Origin of the sequence: Flagellimonas alvinocaridis, assembly GCF_965248585.1 — a bacterium.
GTDB classification, from domain to species: Bacteria; Bacteroidota; Bacteroidia; order Flavobacteriales; family Flavobacteriaceae; genus Flagellimonas; species Flagellimonas alvinocaridis.
On record NZ_OZ252111.1, the window covers coordinates 540,413 to 559,792 of the forward strand.

Sequence of the window (19,380 nt, forward strand, 5' to 3'; positions counted from 1 at the left end):
TGCACTATAGGATACGCATGGCCTTTACAAAGGCATAGTTCCAATATCCCTCCCGTAATGAGGATACCAGAACGCCTCTTGAGGTCGTGGCATGAATGAATTTAATGTCGTCTCCATCCACATCCACTACAAGGCCCACGTGGTTGATGCGTTTTCCTGTTTTACTCGTCTTAAAAAAGAGCAAATCGCCCTTTTCTACGTCTTCCACCCGAATTTTTTCGCCCTCTAGGGCCATTTGGTACGAAGTTCTTGGGAATAGGATTTCGTTTTCCTTTAGGGAAACATAGACCAATCCAGAACAATCCATACCTTTTTTGGTGGTGCCCCCGTACTTGTAGCGCGTTCCAGAAAATTCCATAGCGGTGGAAATGATGGCCTCGGCCTTGGCATTTTCACGTTCTTCCTTTCTGGTTTTTTTCTCGGGGGATGTGTCTTCTGTTGACCCCTCTACCGTAATGGTTCGGGTCTTGCTGTAGGTTCGTTTTCTCTTGCCTGGGCCGCAACTGATAAAAGCAAAAAGAAACAGTAAGAAAATGGTTTTACGTAGCATCCAAGAAATAGTATTGTTTTCTTGGACGTTAAATCTAAGCATTTTCAATGATTAATCGGGCGGCTAATTGACTGGCGCCTTTTCCACCCAATTTTTTTCGTAGCAATTCATAGTCCTCTATAATTTGTTCCCGCTCTTGTCCTGCCACTATTTTTGAAAGCTCATTTTTGAGGTTTTTGGTGGTCAGGTCGTTTTGAATAAGTTCTTTGACCACCTCTCTTCCCATAATCAAATTGACCAGTGAAATAAAGTCGAGTGTGATGATGCGTTTGGCAATTTGGTAAGAAATCCAATTGCCCTTGTAGCACACCACTTGGGGAATGCCGAAAAGGGCCGTTTCCAAAGTGGCCGTCCCACTAGTCACCAGTGCCGCATGGGAATGTTTGAGCAAGGAATAGGTTTTGTTGGATACATAGCCCACCCTATTTTCCTTTAGGAAAGGAGCGTAAAATTCATCTGGTAGGCTAGGGGCTCCCGCAATCACAAATTGGTATTCGGAAAAATCGCTTTTTACGGACAGCATCACGTCCAACATCTTTTGAACCTCCTGTTTTCTACTTCCGGGAAGCAAGGCAATGATGGGTTTTTCGATGTCCAATCCATTTTCTTTTCTGAAAGTGGCCTCGTCCACCAAAGGGGTGCTCTCTATGGCATCGATAAGGGGGTGGCCCACAAACTGTACGGGATATCCATGCTTTTTTTCATAGAACTCCTTTTCAAAAGGAAGGATAACGTACATCGCATCAATGTCACGCTTGATTTTTTGGATACGACCCTCCCTTGAGGCCCAAATTTGAGGGGAAATGTAGTAGTTGGTTCTAAATCCGTTTTGTTTGGCCCATTGGGCTATCCGAAGGTTGAATCCCGAAAAATCAATGAAAATGACCACATCCGGATTGAATTTTTTGATGTCTTCCTTACAAAAAGCGATGTTTTTAAAAATGGTGGGGATGTTCATGATCACCTCAAGAAATCCCATAAAGGCCATATCCTTGTAATGCTTGGCCAATTGCCCTCCGGCCTGCTGCATCAAATCACCGCCCCAACAACGGATATCTGCATCAAGATCTTCATCCTTCAGCGCCTTGATTAGGTTGGAGCCGTGCAGATCGCCGGAAGCCTCACCCGCTATGATATAATACTTCATCGTATAATGCTCAAGTTCAATTAGAACAAAACTTTGTAGGCCAAAATCACCAAGGCGGTCAACAATGTGGCAATCATGACCCCTCTTGCCCTCAAATCCCTTTTGATACGGAGAAACCCGAAGAATGCAATCAGGTTCAAAATGGCACCCAAGGCCAATAAACTGCCAATATGGCCTTGTTCCACTGCGGCATTGAAGGTGTCCACAATACCAATATCAGAAAACAAAAGAATGTATAGTAAAGTTCCAAAAGTGTTTGCTATGATGCCTACAACAAAACCGATAATGATTTCCTTTTTAGTGTCCATTCAAGTTCCAGTTGTTAATGTTCGAAATGGCATGGTGTGCCGTAAGGTCAAATTGGGTGGGTACCACTGAAATATAACCGTTGGCCAGCGCCCATTCATCTGTATCCTCACCTTTGTCCAAAAGTTCAAATTCGCCCGTCAACCAATAATAATCCTTTCCAGAGGGGCTGGTGCGCTTGTCGAATTCCTCCTTCCAATTCCCTCGCGCCTGCCTACAAACCTTGATGCCTTTGGGTTCTTCAGAGGTTTTGGGAATGTTCACATTGAGCACGGTCCCCTTTGGGATTCCATTGGCCAAAGCCTCTGCTACAATTTTTTTGATAGGCTTTAGGGATGGCTCAAAATTGGCCTCCCATGAATAATCGCATAGGGAAAACCCAATGGCAGGAATACCTTCGATACCTGCCTCTATGGCAGCACTCATGGTGCCGGAATAGATCACGTTGATGGAAGAGTTGGACCCGTGATTGATACCACTCACACAAATATCCGGTTTTCGGTCCAAGATTACCTTAAGGGCCAATTTTACACAATCGGCTGGCGTGCCACTGCAGCTGTACTCACTTGGAGCACCTTCCTTATGGTCTACCACCACTTTCTTGGAAAATAGGGTGCTGTCTACCGTTATGGCATGTCCCATGCCCGATTGTGGACTGTCTGGGGCCACTACAATAACGTCCCCTATTTCTTTCATGGTCCGTATTAAGGCCCTTAGGCCTGGTGCGGTAATTCCATCATCATTGGTGACCAGAATGAGCGGTTTTTCCATTTTGCATAATTAATGGCATAAAAATACGTTTTTCATAAGGATATGACGTCCCAACCGTTTAACAAAAAATTAAGCGGGACACAACGAACTGGCACGGTTTTTTCAGTATCTTAGGGAATTCATACAATTAAAAACGACGGATACCGTAATGCAAATCCAACCTATCAGGTCAGATGGTTTCGGTCCGAAAAAAACATATTATGAAGAAGAACTTCGTTTTGGCACTTTTGGTGATTCTTGTTGCAGTCGCCTCTTGTAGCTTTACCAATAAGTCTTTTGAGAACGATGACAAGGACAAATTACTGTTGGATTTGATTACCTATGTCTTGGAGCGAGGCCATTATGAGCCTAAAGATTTGGATGATACTTTTAGTTCCAATGTTTTTGATGATTTTATCGATATCCTCGATCCTACCAAAAGATATTTTCTGGAAAGTGATGTCCGGGAATTTGAAAAGTACCGGTTTATGATCGATGATGAAATCAGAAATACGGAAATCACTTTTTTCAATATAGTATATCAGCGTTTGATGGTCCGCATGAACGAGGCCAAGGAAATTTACAAGGAAGTGCTTTCTGAGCCTTTCGACTATACGCTTGATGAGTCTATCGATATTGATTATGAAAAGCAAGAATTTGCAGCGAACAAGAAACAACTTAAGGAGCGTTGGAGAAAACAACTGAAATATAACACCTTGGCCGTTTTTGAGAACAAGGTGGAAAATCGGATTTCTGAAACCGCACAAGGGGATGGCCCACAAGCATATGCACAGGCTTTTGTAAAATACAACGAAATTCCAACCTCCGTGAATCGTGAATTGACCGAGGAAGAAGCACGCGAAAACACCAAGAATACCTTGGACGAGTTCTTTGATTTTGTGGATGATTTGGAGAGAAAGGATTGGTTTGTACAGTACATAAATACCATAGTGGATGAGTTTGACCCACATACTTTTTACTTTGCGCCGGAGGAAAAGGAACGTTTTGACATTGGTATGTCCGGCAAGTTTGAAGGTATTGGAGCCCGTTTGCAAAAAAGACCTGAGGGAGCAAAGATTGTTGAAATCATTTCGGGAGGTCCGGTATGGAGAGATCAAACCTTGGAAGTAGGGGATGAAATCCTAAAAGTAGGGCAAGATGGCGAAGAGCCTATTGATATTGTGGGAATGCGTCTTGATGATGCCATAAAGTTGATCAAAGGCCCCAAAGGGACCATTGTGGACCTTACCGTTAGAAGGGTGGATGGCACCATTGAGGTGGTTTCCATTACCCGCGATGTTGTGGAATTGGAAGAATCTTATGCAAAATCGGCAACTATAAAGACAGGTGATGACCATAGATTTGGCCTCATCAACTTACCCAAGTTTTATGTTGATTTTGAGGACTATACTGAACGAAATGCCGCGACCGATGTGGCCAAGGAAGTGGAGCGCTTGAAAGAAGCTGGAGCTGAAGGTATTGTTCTCGATTTAAGGGACAATGGCGGCGGATCATTGAAAACCGTGGTTGAAATGGCCGGGTTGTTCATAAAGGATGGGCCTATTGTTCAAGTACGTTCTTCAGGACAGCGCAAAGAGGTACACGAAGATAAGGATGAACGAATTCAATGGGACGGTCCATTGGTAATTTTGGTCAATGAACTATCCGCGTCTGCCTCCGAAATTTTGGCAGCTGCCATGCAGGATTACAAGCGAGCTGTGGTTATTGGAAGCAAGCAGACTTTTGGAAAAGGAACGGTTCAGAATGTAATTCCATTGGACAATATTGTTCGAAGCAATGAGCACGGGGATTTAGGTGCTATAAAATTGACTACCCAAAAATTCTATCGTATCAATGGAGGCTCTACCCAACTGGAAGGAGTTAAGAGTGATATCGTGGTTCCTGATAAATACAGCTATATTGATTTGGGGGAACGCGATCAAGAAAACCCATTGGGTTGGGATAAAATCACGCCTGCTGATTATAAGGTTTGGGATGGATACATCGACTTTGAGACCACTGTGGCCAACAGTAAAAAGCGAATGGAAAACAATGCCCAAATCAAGCTTATCGAAGAAAATGCCAAGTGGTTGAAGGAACAACAGGATGAAACCGTGATTTCGTTGAATTTTGATAGCTATGTGAGCAGGGAGAATGAAGCCAAAAAGCGTTCGGAACACTTTAAGACACTAAGGGATTATGATTCCAAATTGGCTTTTGAGTCATTGGAGTACGAAACCGAGCTGTTTACCCAAGACTCTGTTCTCCGAGAGAAAAGGGATAGATGGCATAAGAGCTTGGCCAAAGACATATATGTGGAAGAGGCGGTCAATGTTCTCAAAGACCTTCAGATGAATAACATTAAAAACAATGAGCGTAAATTAGCCAGTGTAAAAGGATAACTTTATCAAAGTAAAAAAGGAGCCGTCCTTGAGGGGACGGTTTTTTTATACCCTATTCTGAGACGCTGATATTCAAATCCAAATTGTTTTAATAAAGAAATGATTATTCCCAAATTTATAGTGAAGCCCAACATATGAGAAATAAAACAATATTCGCAGTGCTTTTTGCGGCTTGTATAATCGGCTTTTGGGTATTTGAAAATTTTTATACTCCGGCCACATATACAAATCCCGTAGAAACAACTGATGTTGTTTTGGAAGACTCAAATTTATTGCCACGGTCAACCACTGGAGATATTGTTTTTCATCAAAATTTTGTCCTTTCCTATAGTGAGCCCCATGAGCAGGCAGAATGGGTGGCCTACGAACTAAAAAAGGAGCATTTGACCTACGATGACAGAGAACGTCCTTACTTTATAGAAGACCCCAAGGTACGAACCAAATCGGCAGATTGGAGAAATTATAGAGGTTCTGGGTATGATCGTGGACATTTATGTCCTGCCGGAGACAGACGTTTTTCGGAATATGCCTATAACGAGACCTTTTATACCAGTAACATAAGCCCACAGGATAGGGATTTTAATGCCGGGGTCTGGAACCGTTTGGAGCAACAAGTAAGGCAGTGGTGTAAGAAGTATGGAGATTTATTTGTGGTCACTGGGGGTGTTTTGGAAAATGATTTGGATGAAATTGGTGAGGAAGATGTAGATGTGCCTAGAGCGTTCTACAAGATTGTGCTCAATACCGAAAAGAACTCGATAAGACCTGTTCTCGCTTTTTTGATTCCCAATGTAGAGAGTAACGCTTCTCTAGATACCTTTTTGGTTTCCGTTGAAGTACTGGAGGAAAAAACTGGAATCGATTTTTTTGAAAAACAGCCCAAAACATGGCAAGATGCCCATGAGCGTATGGTAAACACTACCGGTTGGGATTTTTAAATACCGTCCTTCAAACGATTGGAATCCAGTTTCAGAAAGATAAAGAGTAGCATGGTGAAGAATATAAGTCCGGAGCCTCCATAACTAAAAAAGGGCAGTGGAACACCGATTGTGGGCAGTAGGCCAATCACCATGCCAATATTGATGAAATAATGGAATACCAAGATGGAGATTACGCCATACCCGTACATTCGGCTAAAATCACTTTTTTGCCGCTCCGCAATATAAATCAACCGTAAAAAGAAAACAGAAAATAGTAATACAACGGTTGCAGTTCCCAAAAACCCCCATTCTTCTCCAACAGAACTAAAAATGTAATCTGTATGCTGTTCAGGGACAAAATCCCCCTTTGTTCTGGTGCCTTCCAAGAAACCTTTTCCAAAAAAACCACCTGATTCTATGGCCTTTTCAGATTGATAGGTGTTGTACCCGATGGTCTTTCGTATTTCTTCCAGCTTGTCTTCGTCTTTTTCCAGACCTAGCCAAAGGGCAAAACGATCTCGGTGGCGCTGTTCGAACACATTTTCATATACAAAATTCACCGAAAGTGAAAAAAGGGTGGAAACTATAATGACGCCCAGTACAGGCAACAAAGGAATTTTAACGGATGCTTTTTTAAAGGTATAGACCAGCAGGGTAAGAACCACCATTCCTATGGTAACCCAGACTGTCCCGAACATCAGGGTAGTAACAAAAAGGGCCACTATGAACAACAATATGCCCAGATAATACAAAGGAAACCCCTCGCGAAACAACACGAAAAAAAATGAAAAATAGATGAGGGCACTTCCAGGGTCTGGTTGTGGAAGAATTAAAAAAGCAGGAAGCAAGATAATGACCAAAGCATACATCTGGTGCTTCCGGGTTCTAATATCTGTTTGAATGTCACTTAAAAACTTTGCCAGAGCTAGTGCTGTTGCCACTTTGGCCAGCTCAGAAGGTTGCAGGTTAAAAAAACCAAGATTGTACCATGATGTTGCTCCAGCAATGGTCTTTCCAAACACAAAAAGTCCAAGCAGCAACACAAGGGATACTACATAAAAAATGGAAGAGAACCGCTCAAAAAAGTTTGATTCCACAAAGAGGACCAATATTATGCCCAATAAGGAAAGTCCAATAAAATAAAGCTGCTTGCCATAAAGAGTGGTGAAATCAAAAACGGAGGTGCTTTGGTCTACGAGTGATGTAGAATATATGTTGATCCATCCTATAAATACCAAAAGTGCGTAAAGAATAATGGTAATCCAATCTATTCTTCCAAAGAGTCCCCTACCAGACATATTCATTTATCTTGAAAGGTTCCCCACTGTATGGTTTGGCATATTCGTGCTCCAAGGTTTTTTCCAGCATACGTTTCTCCAGATCTTTTCGGGTAATTTCACCTTTGATATATTTTTCAATCAAGAGGGAGGCAATATGACCTGCATAACGCGCTCCGTAATACCCATTTTCAATATATACAGCTATCGCAATCTGTGGGTTTTCCACTGGGGCAAAGGCCACAAAAACTGAATGGTCCGTAAGTTGCATGCGTTCACCATCCACTCGGATAAAATTTTCAACGGTACCTGTCTTTCCAGCAATTTCAACACTAGGAATTTGTATCCACCTCGCAGTTCCGTATTTGTATACGTTGGCCATACCTTCAATAACAGGGTCAAAATATTTCCGATCTATGGTGGTATAATGGGGTTCCGTGAATTTTGGATCTATGGATCCTGAATTTCCAATACTTTTTATGACATGGGGGGTATAAAAATAACCGCGATTGGCAATGGCGGCAGTCATGTTGGCCAATTGCAGGGGAGTGGCGGCAATTTCTCCTTGCCCTATGGAATTGGAAATAATGGTGGAGGCGGCCCATCTACCATCACCGTACCATTTATCGTAATACGATTTGTCCGGAATACGACCTGGAGCACCTGTTGGCAGATCTGTACCTAAAAAATTGCCCAGACCGAAACTCTTCATATGCTTTTCCCAAGCGTCCATAGCTTCATCCGTAGTGCGATATTTATCATATATTTTTCTAAAGACACCAGCAAAATAGGCATTGCAGGATTGTTGGATTCCTGAATTTAAATTGCGCACCCCGCCACCGCAATGACATCCCCGGAGCGTGTTACCCACATAAAAACCATGGTAACATCTAAATTTGGTGTCGGGTTCTATGACTCCTTCTTGCAATCCAACGAGGGCATTCAAGGTTTTAAAGGGAGAACCAGGGGAGGGCTGTGCCAAAATGGAACGGTCCCACGTAGGTTTGGAAATAGTGTCGTAGTGTAGTTTACTGTAGTTTTTGGAGCGCTGTCTGCCCACCAATAATGCCGGGTTATAGGTAGGGCCGGAAATCATGGCCAAAATCTCACCAGACTTAGGTTCTATGGCAACAATTCCCCCATGCTTTCCGTGCATCAATCGTTCTCCATATTCCTGAAGTTTTTTGTCCAAAGTAGTATGGATTTCCTTCCCTTGTTCGGGAAGGGTGTCCAATTTTCCACTTTTATAAGGGCCAATATCACGGTTAAAGCGGTCTTTCTGAATGTGTTTTACCCCTTTGCGACCCCTTAACACCTCTTCATATTGTTTCTCAATCCCTGTATGCCCTTTTAGTTCCCCGGCCACATAGTTGGGATTGTTTTTGAGTTCCCATTCATTTACCTCACTAATATACCCCAATACATTGGCAGCACTATTGGTAGCATAATAACGCAGGGAACGTTTTTGAATATAGAATCCGGCATAATGCCTCATTTTTTCCTGTAACTTGGCATAGTCCTCCTTGGAGAGCTGGGGTACCAAAACCGATGGAAGTCTTGGAGAATAGGTCCGGGCTTTGTGCATACGGTCTGTAAAGACGGATTTTTCAATTCCCAAAAGGCCACAGAATTCCAAAGTATCCAAAGGTTTTACTTCCCGTGGAATCACCATGACATCATAAGCAGGCTGATTGCCCACCATGAGTTCCCCATTTCGATCATAGATATATCCCCGTTCAGGATAGTCGTAGATTTTTTTGATGGCGGGATCCTCCAATATTTGATCGGGAGAAAAACGAAAAAGCTGCAAATAGGAAAGCCTACCAATAAAGGTAAACCCTATTAGCACAATCACGGATGATAGTAGCAGTTTTTTCATGGACAATCTGATTTAAGCTTTGGTCCTTCAATAGTTCAACGTAGCATTACCTTTTTTATTCAGTTTTTGGACTAAAAAGAGAACTGAATAGTGTGCATAATATTAAAGTTACGATACCTGTGCCAAAAACTTTCTTCAAAATTAAAAGGATGTGGGTAAAACTTAAAATTTCCAACGAAAAGAAAACAACTTGATGGATCAATATCAGCAAGGCCAAAAAAGCAACACGTTGAATTTTTGTGGTGTTTTTGAAGCTAAAATTCTGAAACTCATAATTGACCCCAAAACAGAATCGCATCACTACAGGTCTTGCATAGGCCACGGTCAAGGATGCAATGGAATGTAATGCCATGGTGTCCGAAAAGATATCAATAATGAATCCCAACAAAAAGGAAATCAGCATGAAGAAGGTGCGGTTTCCTTTAATGGGGTACCAGTAAAAGAAAATTACATACACAAATGGATTGATGCTTCCCATAAAGCTAAGATTGTTGAAAATCAGCACTTGGGCCAAAATCAACAATACAAACCTAAAACCATTTAGCAATACAGAATTATTCATTTGTGGTACGTGCTTCCAGTGTTTTAATTTCTTCTCTGCTCTTGTTTTCTATGAGATATACATTCTTTATGTTGGCCATATCGTTAAAAAGCTCAACATCTATATTGTAAAAGCTTCCGGCCGTGTTAAGGTCATATTTTTTGATGGTACCTATAGGGATGTTCTCTGGAAAAATACTGGACATACCGCCGGTGACAATGGTATCGCCCACAACCAACGGAACCAATCTGGGGATGTCTATCAACTGGGCCATGGTATAATCTTCAGCAGTCCATACCAGTGAGCCAAAATATTCTGAATGTTTGATCTTGGCGTTGATGTTGGACTTGGTGTTTAGAACGCTCTGCACGGTGGCAAAATTTGAGGATACATTTTCAACAATGCCCAATATGCCTTTTGTGGTGATGACGCCCATATCCTGTTTAACACCTTGATTTCTTCCCTTGTTGATAGTAATGTAATTTCTTGGGGAAGTATAACTATTCTTGATGAGTTTTGCACTCAGGACTTCGTAGGCAACAAAAGAGGAATCCAGTTGTTGGGAACTATTAACCTTCATATTGAACAGTAATTTGCGCAAACGCTCATTTTCCTTGACAAGCCTATTGTTTTCTTCCCTTAGACCAAAGTAAGATGAAACATCTGCGGCTGAGCCATAAATATTACCGGTCAACCATTTGGAAGAATTAAAAAACTTGGATTGGTGATAGGAATGCGAACGAACCGTAATGATCAACGAAATAATCGCAAGAAAGCCATAGAGAAAAGCATTTCTGTAGCGTAAAACAAAATTAATGATCCGTTGCATGCAATCGTATCGTTATAAAAGTTCGAACGCCAAAAGCAAGCGGAGTTCGCAAATTATTTGATTAAGATGCTCTTGTAGCGCTCTAAATTTTTAAGGGCTATTCCAGTTCCACGAACCACAGCTCGCAAGGGGTCTTCGGCTATATAAACCGGCAAATCCGTTTTTTGTGAAAGTCTTCTGTCCAATCCACGGAGCATGGTGCCACCACCGGCCAAATAAATTCCGGTGTTGTAAATATCGGCGGCAAGCTCGGGAGGGGTTTGCGATAGTGTTTCCATTACAGCATCTTCAACCCGTAAAATACTTTTGTCCAAGGCTTTGGCTATTTCTCGATAGGAAACCTGAACTTGTTTGGGTTTTCCGGTCAATAGGTCCCTTCCTTGAATGGACTTGTCCTCTGGAGGGGACTTTAAATCTTCAGTGGCACTACCAATTTCAATTTTTATCGCTTCAGCGGTAGTCTCCCCTACATAGAGGTTGTGCTGGGTGCGCATGTAATAAATAATGTCGTTGGTGAACACATCGCCCGCAATTTTCACCGATTTATCACAAACAATGCCGCCCAAGGCAATTACCGCAATCTCGGTGGTACCCCCACCAATATCCACGATCATGTTTCCTTTGGGTTGCATAATATCCAATCCAATACCAATAGCCGCTGCCATGGGTTCATGGATAAGGTATACTTCCTTGCCGTTCACCCTTTCCGCAGATTCCCTAACCGCACGCATTTCCACTTCGGTGATACCGGAAGGGATGCAAATGACCATTCGCAATGCAGGCGGGAACCATTTTTTCTTTAGAGCTGGAATGTTTTTGATGAACATATTGATCATCTTTTCCGAGGCATCAAAGTCTGCGATTACCCCGTCTTTCAAAGGCCGTATGGTCTTTATGTTTTCATGGGTTTTCCCCTGCATCATGTTGGCTTCGCGCCCCACCGCGATGATTTTTCCGGACACGCGATCCCTTGCCACAATGGAAGGGCTGTCCACAACCACTTTATCCAAGTGGATGATCAGGGTATTTGCAGTACCAAGGTCAATGGCAATTTCCTCGGTCATGAAATCAAAAAATCCCATAAAAAGCGTTTATTTTCGGATTAACGGTAAAAAATTACCGGCTAATGTACTAAAATTAATGTTTAAAATGCCTTGTGCCAGTCATTACCATGGCCATTCCATTTTCATTGCAATAATCAATGCTCAATTGATCTTTGATGGATCCTCCTGGTTGGATGACACTTTTAATGCCCGCCTTGTCCGCAATTTCAACACAATCTGGGAAAGGGAAAAAGGCATCACTGGCCATTACGGCACCCTCTAAATCGAAATTGAACGACCCTGCTTTATGGATGGCCTGGTTCAGTGCATCCACACGGGATGTTTGACCTGTTCCACTGGCGCACAGTTGTTTGTTCTTGGCCAAAACAATAGTATTGCTTTTGGTATGCTTGCACAATTTTGAAGCGAAAATCAAATCTTCGATTTCTTCTAAAGTTGGTTTTTTATCTGTAACAGGATTCAAGTCTTCTTTGGAATCGGTTTTGGAATCCTTGTCCTGTACCAAAAATCCATTCAAGCAAGTGCGGACTAAAGTCTCTGGCAGGCTTACTTGGTTTTGAACAAGGATGATGCGGTTCTTTTTTCCTTTTAGGATTTCCAGCGCCTCATCGGAATAGCTTGGTGCAATGACTACTTCGCAGAACAGGTTGTGGATTTCCGCTGCGGTTTCGGCATCAATTTCAACATTGGAAATCAAAATACCACCAAAAGCTGAGACCGGGTCGCCAGCCAAGGCATCCACATAAGCTTGCTTGATGGTGCTTCGGGTGGCAAGGCCACAGGCATTGTTGTGTTTTAAAATGGCAAAAGTGGGGTCATCATTCACAAATTCTCCCATCAGGTTTACTGCGGCATCCACATCCAAAAGGTTGTTGTAAGATAGCTCCTTGCCGTGCAGTTTGGTGAACATCGCATCAAAATCTCCAAAGAAGAATCCTTTTTGATGAGGGTTTTCCCCATAGCGTAACACTTGTCCTTTGGCTTCACTGATTTTGAGTACGGTTTCTTCCTTTTCCGCATTGAAATAGTTGAAAATGGCCGTGTCATAGTGTGAGGAAACGTTGAATGCCTTGGCGGCAAAACGCTTGCGGTCTTCCATAGTAGTGGTACCATTTCCTTCGGAAATAACGTTGAGGAAGTCCTCGTAATCCTCCATGGAGGAAACACAGAGTACATCCTTGAAGTTTTTGGCAGCGGCCCTGATTAGGGAAATACCACCGATATCGATTTTCTCGATAATATCTTGTTCCGAAGCACCACTGGCCACGGTTTTTTCAAAAGGGTAGAGGTCAACGATGACAATGTCCAATTGGGGAATGTCAAATTCTTGCATTTGGGCCACGTCGCTTTCGTTGTCCTGTCTATTTAAAATGCCGCCAAACACTTTGGGGTGCAATGTCTTCACCCGTCCACCTAGAATGGAAGGATAGCTGGTAACGTCTTCCACGGGTACCACATCGATACCGAGATTGCGGATAAATGTTTCGGTTCCTCCTGTGGAATAAAGGGTTACGCCGAGTTCATCCAGTTTTTTTACGATGGGCTCCAAACCATCTTTGTGGAATACGGAAATCAGTGCAGCGGAGGCTTTTTTGGCAGTCTTCATGGGTATCTTAAAAATCAATTTCTTAAACCCACAAAAGTACTTGTTTTGTTGCTAAAAAGTAGAATGGGTTATCAACAAAATGGAGGAGTTTTACAGAATTCCGGCCACTTTATCGTTGATGAATTCCAAAAACCGCTCATCCTCCTCGGAAAAGGGGTCAGGGGTGTTGGAATCGATATCAATTTGTCCCACATTTTCCCCATTCACAAACAAGGGAACCACAATTTCCGCTTTTACGGTTATGCTACAGGCAATATAGTTGTCCTGAGCCGCCACATCGGGAACCACAAAATTTTGGTTGCTCACCGCCACCTGTCCACAAATACCTTTTCCAAAAGGGATAATGGTATGGTCCGTGGGTGCACCTGCATATGGACCCAATTTCAGTTCCTCCTTGTCTCCATTTCTGAAGTAAAACCCGACCCAATCGTAATAGGGTACTTCGCTGCGTAATAGTTCACAGATTTCACCCAAACGGGTGTCCGCGGTTTTCGAATCATCGGCAATAATGGAAAGTACTCTGGGTTGAAGGGTTGCCAACATAAATCTATTTTTTTGCAAAGGTATGGAATAGGGGGTTTGTCCGATGCAAAGCCATAAACTTACTGGACTGTATTTTTAAACTTCTGTTAAACAAAACAATAAATCACCAATTTTTGTAGTTTTGTAGGGAAATGAAACAGATTTTTCATCAAATTATGTCGTCTGTAATGGCCCTTTTGGTCTTGGCCTCAACGGTTTCTTGGACCGTGGACAAGCATATTTGTATGGGTAAAGTACAGGATATTTCCTTTTTTGCTCATGCGGATGATTGTGGTATGGACATGGAGATGGAAAAATCTTGTTGTGATGATGAGTCATTCACTGTTCAAGGTCAGGATGACTTAAAAATCTCTTTTGATGATTTTAGTGTTGGACAACAGCTGTTTTTGGTAAGCTTTGTCCATTCCTATTTTTATCTTTTCGAAAACAATGTGGAGGAGGTCAGTGCCTTTAGGGACTACGCCCCACCCCCACTGATACAGGACGTCCAAGTGCTGCATCAGACTTTCCTCATTTGATTTAACATTGGTTGATTGTACCCGACCCCTTGTGGTTGGGCATGCCTATTTATGCACTTTTTTCTGATCCAATTGTTTAAATCAAACCTTTATGCTGAACAAGAGCATCAAATTTCTCATAGAGAACAAATTAGTGGCCGTTTTACTCCTAGTCCTATTTGTAGGTTGGGGTACGGTGAACATTCCATTTGACTGGGACACTGGATTTCTTCCCAAGAACCCTGTCGCAGTGGATGCCATCCCTGATATTGGGGAAAACCAACAGATTGTGTTTACCCAGTGGCCTGGGCGGTCACCCCAAGACATGGAAGATCAGGTCACCTATCCGTTGACCACTTCATTATTGGGCATTCCCGGGGTAAAGACCATACGGAGTTCTTCCATGTTCGGACTGTCCAGTATCTACATCATTTTTGAGGAAGATGTGGAATTTTATTGGAGCCGAAGCCGTATTCTGGAAAAACTGAATTCCTTACCCAGTAATCTTTTGCCCAGTGGGGTGAATCCGGCATTGGGTCCCGATGCCACTGCCTTGGGGCAAATTTTCTGGTACACCTTGGAAGGACGTGACGAAGAGGGCAATGTTACCGGTGGATGGGATTTACAGGAACTGCGAAGCGTTCAGGATTACTATGTAAAGTATGCCCTGTCCTCGGCCAGTGGGGTTTCTGAAGTCGCCTCCATTGGTGGATTTGTGCAGGAATACCAAATTGATGTAAATCCAGAATTGCTGAAACAGTACAAGATTGGCCTGGATCAAGTGGTGAAGGCCATAAAGCAGAGCAACCGCGATATTGGGGCACAGACCTTGGAAATCAATAAGGCAGAATATTTGGTCCGTGGACTGGGATACATAAAATCCTTGGAAGATATTAAAAATGCTGTGGTCACTTCAACAGAGTATACTTCCATAAGAGTACAGGATGTAGCCCATGTATCCTTGGGACCTGCTGTTCGAAGGGGTATTTTGGACAAGGAAGGTGCCGAGGTGGTCGGTGGTGCTGTTGTGGCGCGATATGGGGCCAATCCCTTGGAGGTCATCAATAATGTAAAGGAGAAAATCAATGAGCTCAGTGCCGGATTGCCGTCAAAGGAATTAAAGGACGGTACTACATCACAGTTGACCATTGTGCCATTTTACGATCGCACGGAACTCATCCAAGAAACCTTGGGGACTTTAAATGAAGCATTGACCTTGGAAATCCTGATTACCATTTTGGTGATTGTGGTAATGGTCTTCAACCTGAGGGCTTCGTTATTGATATCGGGATTGCTTCCAGTGGCCGTGCTCATGGTCTTTATTTCCATGAAACTGTTCGGGGTGGATGCCAATATTGTGGCCCTTTCCGGAATTGCCATTGCTATTGGTACTATGGTGGATGTTGGGGTTATCCTTTCCGAAAACATTATCCGGCACCGGGATGAGAATACCCAAAACCTGCCTATAAACACCGTGGTCTACAATGCCACATCAGAAGTTTCCGGAGCCATATTGACCGCCGTGCTGACCACAATCATCAGTTTTATCCCGGTATTTACCATGGTAGGGGCGGAGGGGAAATTGTTCCGTCCACTGGCATTTACCAAGACTATGGCCTTGGCAGCTTCCGTAATTGTGGCACTGTTCCTCATTCCTCCTTTTGCGGCCATCATTTTCAAAAGAAAACCGCAAGGACCTCTTCTAAAATACATTTGGAATGGTGCGCTTATCACCTTGGGTGTTGTAGCGGTTGTTTTTGGACAATGGCTTGGCCTGACCTTGGTGGCTTTTGGAGTTTTGGGCATTTTAAGATTGAAAAAGTTGGTGTCTGAAAAGGATGTTACATGGCTCAATGTGGTCATTTGCATCACTACCATACTATTTTTATTGGCTACCTATTGGAGACCCCTTGGCTTTGACAGGAGCATAGCCATCAACCTAATTTTTGTTGGGTTGATTTGTGGGGTACTGTTGGGCGTGTTCTACCTATTCCGAAAATACTATCACCGCATATTGTTGTGGGCATTGGAGAACAAACTGCTCTTCCTTTCAATTCCTACGGTGATCGTGGTCTTCGGGTTTTTGATCATGCGTAACACAGGTCAAGAATTTATGCCCTCCCTTAACGAAGGCTCTTTTCTGTTGATGCCCACCTCGCTCCCACATGCAGGGGTAGAGGAAAATAAAAGGGTGTTGCAGCAGTTGGATATGGCCGTGGCCACCATCCCTGAAGTTGAAACCGTAGTGGGGAAATCAGGAAGGACCGAATCAGCTTTGGACCCCGCTCCGCTTTCCATGTATGAAAATGTGATCCAATACCGCTCCGAATACGAGAAAAATGAATCAGGATCACCACAACGGTTTAAGGTAAATGAAGATGGCTATTTTGTATTGAAGAGCGGAAAAGTGGCCGCCAATCCCAATCTAGAAGTTCAGAATGAAGCAAATTACGCAAGTTCACATGTGAGCGAACCGCTTCGTATTGATAGGAACCTACTGATTGCTGATCCCAATGGGGAATATTTTAGGAACTGGCGTCCAGAAATCAAAAATCCGGATGACATCTGGGATGAAATTGTGAAGGTGACCCGATTGCCTGGAATTACTTCTGCCCCCAAATTGCAACCTATTGAAACCCGTTTGGTAATGCTTCAAACTGGGATGCGCGCTCCCATGGGAATCAAGGTCAAAGGACAAGATTTAAAGGAAATCGAGGCGTTTGGAATGCAGTTGGAGTCCATCCTCAAAGAAGCTGATGGGGTAAAGGGCGAAGCTGTTTTTGCCGATCGCATTGTGGGTAAACCTTATTTGCTGATTGATATCGACCGTGAAAAGTTGGTAAGATACGGCGTGGTCATTGAAGATGTACAGCAAATTCTTGAGGTGGCCATTGGCGGTATGACCTTGACCCAAACTGTTGAAGGAAGGGAACGTTATGGGGTTCGGGTGCGATACCCCAGAGAGCTTAGGGGAAACCCAACGGATATCGGCAATATTTATGTGCCCGTGGAAAAGGGCAACCCCGTTCCGTTGAGCGAATTGGTTACCATAAAATACGAACAAGGTCCGCAGGTTATTAAAAGTGAGGATACCTTTTTGGTGGGATATGTTCTTTTTGATAAGCTGGATGGCTTTGCAGAAGTGGCTGTGGTGGAAAATGCCCAAGCCAAGATTCTGGAAAAAATTGATAGTGGTGCGTTGGTGGTGCCCAAGGGAATCAGTTATCAGTTTACGGGTACCTATGAAAACCAACTTCGGGCAGAAAAAACATTGTCTGTTGTGGTACCGCTGGCCCTATTGATCATTTTCCTCGTCCTATATTTTCAGTTTCGGTCCATGGCCACTTCCTTGATGGTGTTCACGGGAATTGCCGTGGCCTTTGCCGGTGGGTTTTTAATGATATGGCTGTATGGTCAGGACTGGTTCTTGAACTTCAGTTTTTTTGGTGAAAATCTACGGGACCTGTTTCAAATGCATCCCATTAATCTGAGTGTTGCGGTCTGGGTCGGGTTCATTGCCCTTTTCGGAATTGCTACGGATGACGGTGTGGTTATGGCCACCTATTTAACGCAGACCTTTCAGAAAAATACCCCTACCTCCTTGGAAGCCATCAGGGAATCGGTTTTGGAAGCGGGGGAGAAGCGTATTAGACCCTGTTTAATGACCACGGCGACCACTATTTTGGCCCTTTTGCCCGTATTGACCAGCACCGGAAGGGGAAGCGATATAATGATTCCCATGGCCATTCCCAGTTTTGGGGGAATGCTTATCGCATTGATCACCCTGTTTGTGGTGCCTGTATTGTTCAGTTGGAAAAGCGAGTGGCAACTTAAAATGCAAAATCGATGAAAAAGAATCTCATTTTTATGGCATTTACCCTGTTGACAGCTGGAATGAATGCCCAATCCTTGGAATTGTATCTTCAGGAGGCGGAGCAGAACAATCCACTGATTCAGGCTTTGGAGCTGCGGTACAACATCGCCAAGGAAAAGGTGGATGAGGTGAACACCTTACCCAACACAACTATTGGAGCGGGTTATTTTGTGAGCGAACCCGAAACACGGACCGGTCCACAGCGAGCCCGATTTTCAGTATCACAGATGCTGCCCTGGTTTGGGACCATTACGGCCCGTGAAAACTACGCCAGTTCCATGGCCGAGGCCGAGTATGTGGAAATTGCCATAGCCAAACGCAAATTGGCATTGTCCGTGGCCCAATCCTATTACCGATTGTACGCATTGCAGGCAACACAGGCGAAACTCGATGAGAATATTGCCTTGCTCAAAACCTATGAACGCTTGGCCCTTACTTCAGTTGAAGTGGGAAAAGCATCGGCAGTGGATGTGCTTAAACTTCAGATTAGACAGAATGAACTTCAACAACAAAAAGAAGTATTGCAGCAACAATACATCGCGGAACAGGCCGTGTTCAACAACTTGCTGAATCGGGATGAAAGTATTTCAATTGAGGTGGTGGAGCGAATGGATATCCCAGAGGACGATCCCATTCTTGAAAAGGAAGCCTTGACCCTGAACCCGGAACTCCTAAAGTACGACCAATTGTACGAATCCGTGGTGCAATCCGAACTGCTCAATCAAAAGGAGAATGCCCCTAGTCTCGGATTTGGATTGGACTATGTGACCGTTTCGGAACGACCCGATATGAGCTTCAGTGACAATGGCAAGGACATTGTAATGCCCATGGTTACCCTTTCCATTCCCATTTTCAACAATAAGTTCAAGTCTGTGACCAAACAGAACCAATTGCGCCAACAGGAGATCGAACTGCAAAAGCAGGAACGGTTGAATGTGTTGGAAAACACATTTGCCAAAGCGCTTTCACAGCGTAACGAGGCCCGGATTGCCCATGCCATTCAGGCTAAAAATCTGGATCAGGCCAAGGATGCGGAGGAAATCCTCATCAAAAACTATGAAACGGGCACCATTGATTTCAATGATGTACTGGACATTCAAGAATTGCAGTTGAAATTTCAGCTCAATCAAATACAATCTGTGCAGATGTACTATGTGCAATCTGCCTTAATCAATTATGTAATCAACAAGTAATT

At 43.5% G+C, this 19,380-nt stretch carries 16 protein-coding genes; 5 read left to right on the forward strand and 11 right to left on the reverse strand.

Going from position 1 to position 19,380, the window contains the following annotated elements; all coding sequences use genetic code 11:
- Window positions 1-4: 4 nt before the first annotated feature.
- The 4 genes from ACP14V_RS02410 to surE are packed head-to-tail and all read right to left on the reverse strand — an operon-like array spanning window position 5 to window position 2,774.
- A complete protein-coding gene (locus tag ACP14V_RS02410) occupies window positions 5-550 on the reverse strand; it encodes a C40 family peptidase (protein WP_272610938.1) in 546 nt (181 codons plus the stop codon).
- 34 nt (window positions 551-584) lie between these two features.
- On the reverse strand, window positions 585-1,697 hold the full coding sequence (gene lpxB, locus ACP14V_RS02415; RefSeq protein ID WP_272610795.1) for a lipid-A-disaccharide synthase: 1,113 nt from the start codon (window positions 1,695-1,697) through the stop codon (window positions 585-587).
- Between the two features lie 20 nt (window positions 1,698-1,717).
- Entirely contained in the window at window positions 1,718-2,005 is a 288-nt protein-coding gene (locus tag ACP14V_RS02420) for a hypothetical protein (RefSeq protein WP_116216237.1), read from the reverse strand.
- Window positions 1,995-2,774, reverse strand: a complete 780-nt coding sequence (surE, locus tag ACP14V_RS02425; protein ID WP_136565463.1) for a 5'/3'-nucleotidase SurE — start codon at window positions 2,772-2,774, stop codon at window positions 1,995-1,997. Before surE ends, ACP14V_RS02420 begins: the two co-directional genes overlap by 11 nt.
- A 200-nt stretch (window positions 2,775-2,974) precedes the next feature.
- Between surE and ACP14V_RS02430 the strand changes: the two genes are divergently transcribed.
- Window positions 2,975-5,155 carry a carboxy terminal-processing peptidase gene (locus ACP14V_RS02430; protein WP_272610794.1) on the forward strand — a complete coding sequence of 727 codons (2,181 nt, stop codon included), beginning with the start codon at window positions 2,975-2,977 and terminating at the stop codon, window positions 5,153-5,155.
- A 134-nt stretch (window positions 5,156-5,289) separates the two neighbouring features.
- Window positions 5,290-6,093, forward strand: a complete 804-nt coding sequence (locus ACP14V_RS02435) for a DNA/RNA non-specific endonuclease (protein WP_272610793.1) — start codon at window positions 5,290-5,292, stop codon at window positions 6,091-6,093.
- Here ACP14V_RS02435 and rodA read toward each other — a convergent pair.
- From rodA to ACP14V_RS02470, 7 genes are all read right to left on the reverse strand, one after another.
- Window positions 6,090-7,373 carry a rod shape-determining protein RodA gene (gene rodA / locus ACP14V_RS02440; protein WP_272610792.1) on the reverse strand — a complete coding sequence of 428 codons (1,284 nt, stop codon included), beginning with the start codon at window positions 7,371-7,373 and terminating at the stop codon, window positions 6,090-6,092. The two genes, ACP14V_RS02435 and rodA, sit on opposite strands and share 4 nt — an antisense overlap.
- On the reverse strand, window positions 7,363-9,231 hold the full coding sequence (locus ACP14V_RS02445) for a peptidoglycan D,D-transpeptidase FtsI family protein (protein ID WP_272610791.1): 1,869 nt from the start codon (window positions 9,229-9,231) through the stop codon (window positions 7,363-7,365). Before ACP14V_RS02445 ends, rodA begins: the two co-directional genes overlap by 11 nt.
- Window positions 9,232-9,286: 55 nt before the next feature.
- Entirely contained in the window at window positions 9,287-9,793 is a 507-nt protein-coding gene (locus ACP14V_RS02450; protein WP_272610790.1) for a rod shape-determining protein MreD, read from the reverse strand.
- The gene (gene mreC / locus ACP14V_RS02455; RefSeq protein ID WP_272610789.1) at window positions 9,786-10,601 is read right to left on the reverse strand and encodes a rod shape-determining protein MreC; all 816 of its coding nucleotides are present in this window, start codon (window positions 10,599-10,601) and stop codon (window positions 9,786-9,788) included. The genes ACP14V_RS02450 and mreC overlap by 8 nt, the downstream gene beginning before the upstream one ends.
- 53 nt (window positions 10,602-10,654) lie before the next feature.
- Window positions 10,655-11,683 (reverse strand): rod shape-determining protein, encoded by a 1,029-nt coding sequence (locus tag ACP14V_RS02460; RefSeq protein ID WP_424987778.1) that lies wholly within the window; start codon window positions 11,681-11,683, stop codon window positions 10,655-10,657.
- 55 nt (window positions 11,684-11,738) lie between these two features.
- Window positions 11,739-13,271 (reverse strand): bifunctional phosphoribosylaminoimidazolecarboxamide formyltransferase/IMP cyclohydrolase, encoded by a 1,533-nt coding sequence (gene purH, locus ACP14V_RS02465; protein ID WP_272610787.1) that lies wholly within the window; start codon window positions 13,269-13,271, stop codon window positions 11,739-11,741.
- A gap of 90 nt (window positions 13,272-13,361) precedes the next feature.
- Complete coding sequence (locus ACP14V_RS02470; RefSeq protein WP_272610786.1) at window positions 13,362-13,814, reverse strand: GAF domain-containing protein; 453 nt, start codon at window positions 13,812-13,814, stop codon at window positions 13,362-13,364.
- 155 nt (window positions 13,815-13,969) lie between these two features.
- Between ACP14V_RS02470 and ACP14V_RS02475 the strand changes: the two genes are divergently transcribed.
- The 3 genes from ACP14V_RS02475 to ACP14V_RS02485 all read left to right on the forward strand — a co-directional run bounded on the left by ACP14V_RS02475 (window position 13,970) and on the right by ACP14V_RS02485 (window position 19,378).
- A complete protein-coding gene (locus tag ACP14V_RS02475) occupies window positions 13,970-14,332 on the forward strand; it encodes an HYC_CC_PP family protein (RefSeq protein WP_242502079.1) in 363 nt (120 codons plus the stop codon).
- A gap of 91 nt (window positions 14,333-14,423) precedes the next feature.
- A complete protein-coding gene (locus tag ACP14V_RS02480; RefSeq protein ID WP_272610785.1) occupies window positions 14,424-18,161 on the forward strand; it encodes an efflux RND transporter permease subunit in 3,738 nt (1,245 codons plus the stop codon).
- The gene (locus ACP14V_RS02485; RefSeq protein ID WP_272610784.1) at window positions 18,158-19,378 is read left to right on the forward strand and encodes a TolC family protein; all 1,221 of its coding nucleotides are present in this window, start codon (window positions 18,158-18,160) and stop codon (window positions 19,376-19,378) included. Before ACP14V_RS02480 ends, ACP14V_RS02485 begins: the two co-directional genes overlap by 4 nt.
- Window positions 19,379-19,380: the final 2 nt, after the last annotated feature.

Coding starts and splice junctions, on each gene's coding strand:
- rodA (WP_272610792.1), bottom strand. CDS start 7,373: ATGTCTGGTAGGGGACTCTTTGGAAGAATAGATTGGATTACCATTATT.
- lpxB (WP_272610795.1), bottom strand. CDS start 1,697: ATGAAGTATTATATCATAGCGGGTGAGGCTTCCGGCGATCTGCACGGC.
- ACP14V_RS02435 (WP_272610793.1), top strand. CDS start 5,290: ATGAGAAATAAAACAATATTCGCAGTGCTTTTTGCGGCTTGTATAATC.
- ACP14V_RS02420 (WP_116216237.1), bottom strand. CDS start 2,005: ATGGACACTAAAAAGGAAATCATTATCGGTTTTGTTGTAGGCATCATA.
- ACP14V_RS02475 (WP_242502079.1), top strand. CDS start 13,970: ATGTCGTCTGTAATGGCCCTTTTGGTCTTGGCCTCAACGGTTTCTTGG.
- ACP14V_RS02430 (WP_272610794.1), top strand. CDS start 2,975: ATGAAGAAGAACTTCGTTTTGGCACTTTTGGTGATTCTTGTTGCAGTC.
- ACP14V_RS02470 (WP_272610786.1), bottom strand. CDS start 13,814: ATGTTGGCAACCCTTCAACCCAGAGTACTTTCCATTATTGCCGATGAT.
- purH (WP_272610787.1), bottom strand. CDS start 13,271: ATGAAGACTGCCAAAAAAGCCTCCGCTGCACTGATTTCCGTATTCCAC.
- surE (WP_136565463.1), bottom strand. CDS start 2,774: ATGGAAAAACCGCTCATTCTGGTCACCAATGATGATGGAATTACCGCA.
- ACP14V_RS02450 (WP_272610790.1), bottom strand. CDS start 9,793: ATGAATAATTCTGTATTGCTAAATGGTTTTAGGTTTGTATTGTTGATT.
- ACP14V_RS02410 (WP_272610938.1), bottom strand. CDS start 550: ATGCTACGTAAAACCATTTTCTTACTGTTTCTTTTTGCTTTTATCAGT.
- ACP14V_RS02445 (WP_272610791.1), bottom strand. CDS start 9,231: ATGAAAAAACTGCTACTATCATCCGTGATTGTGCTAATAGGGTTTACC.
- ACP14V_RS02460 (WP_424987778.1), bottom strand. CDS start 11,683: ATGGGATTTTTTGATTTCATGACCGAGGAAATTGCCATTGACCTTGGT.
- ACP14V_RS02480 (WP_272610785.1), top strand. CDS start 14,424: ATGCTGAACAAGAGCATCAAATTTCTCATAGAGAACAAATTAGTGGCC.
- mreC (WP_272610789.1), bottom strand. CDS start 10,601: ATGCAACGGATCATTAATTTTGTTTTACGCTACAGAAATGCTTTTCTC.
- ACP14V_RS02485 (WP_272610784.1), top strand. CDS start 18,158: ATGAAAAAGAATCTCATTTTTATGGCATTTACCCTGTTGACAGCTGGA.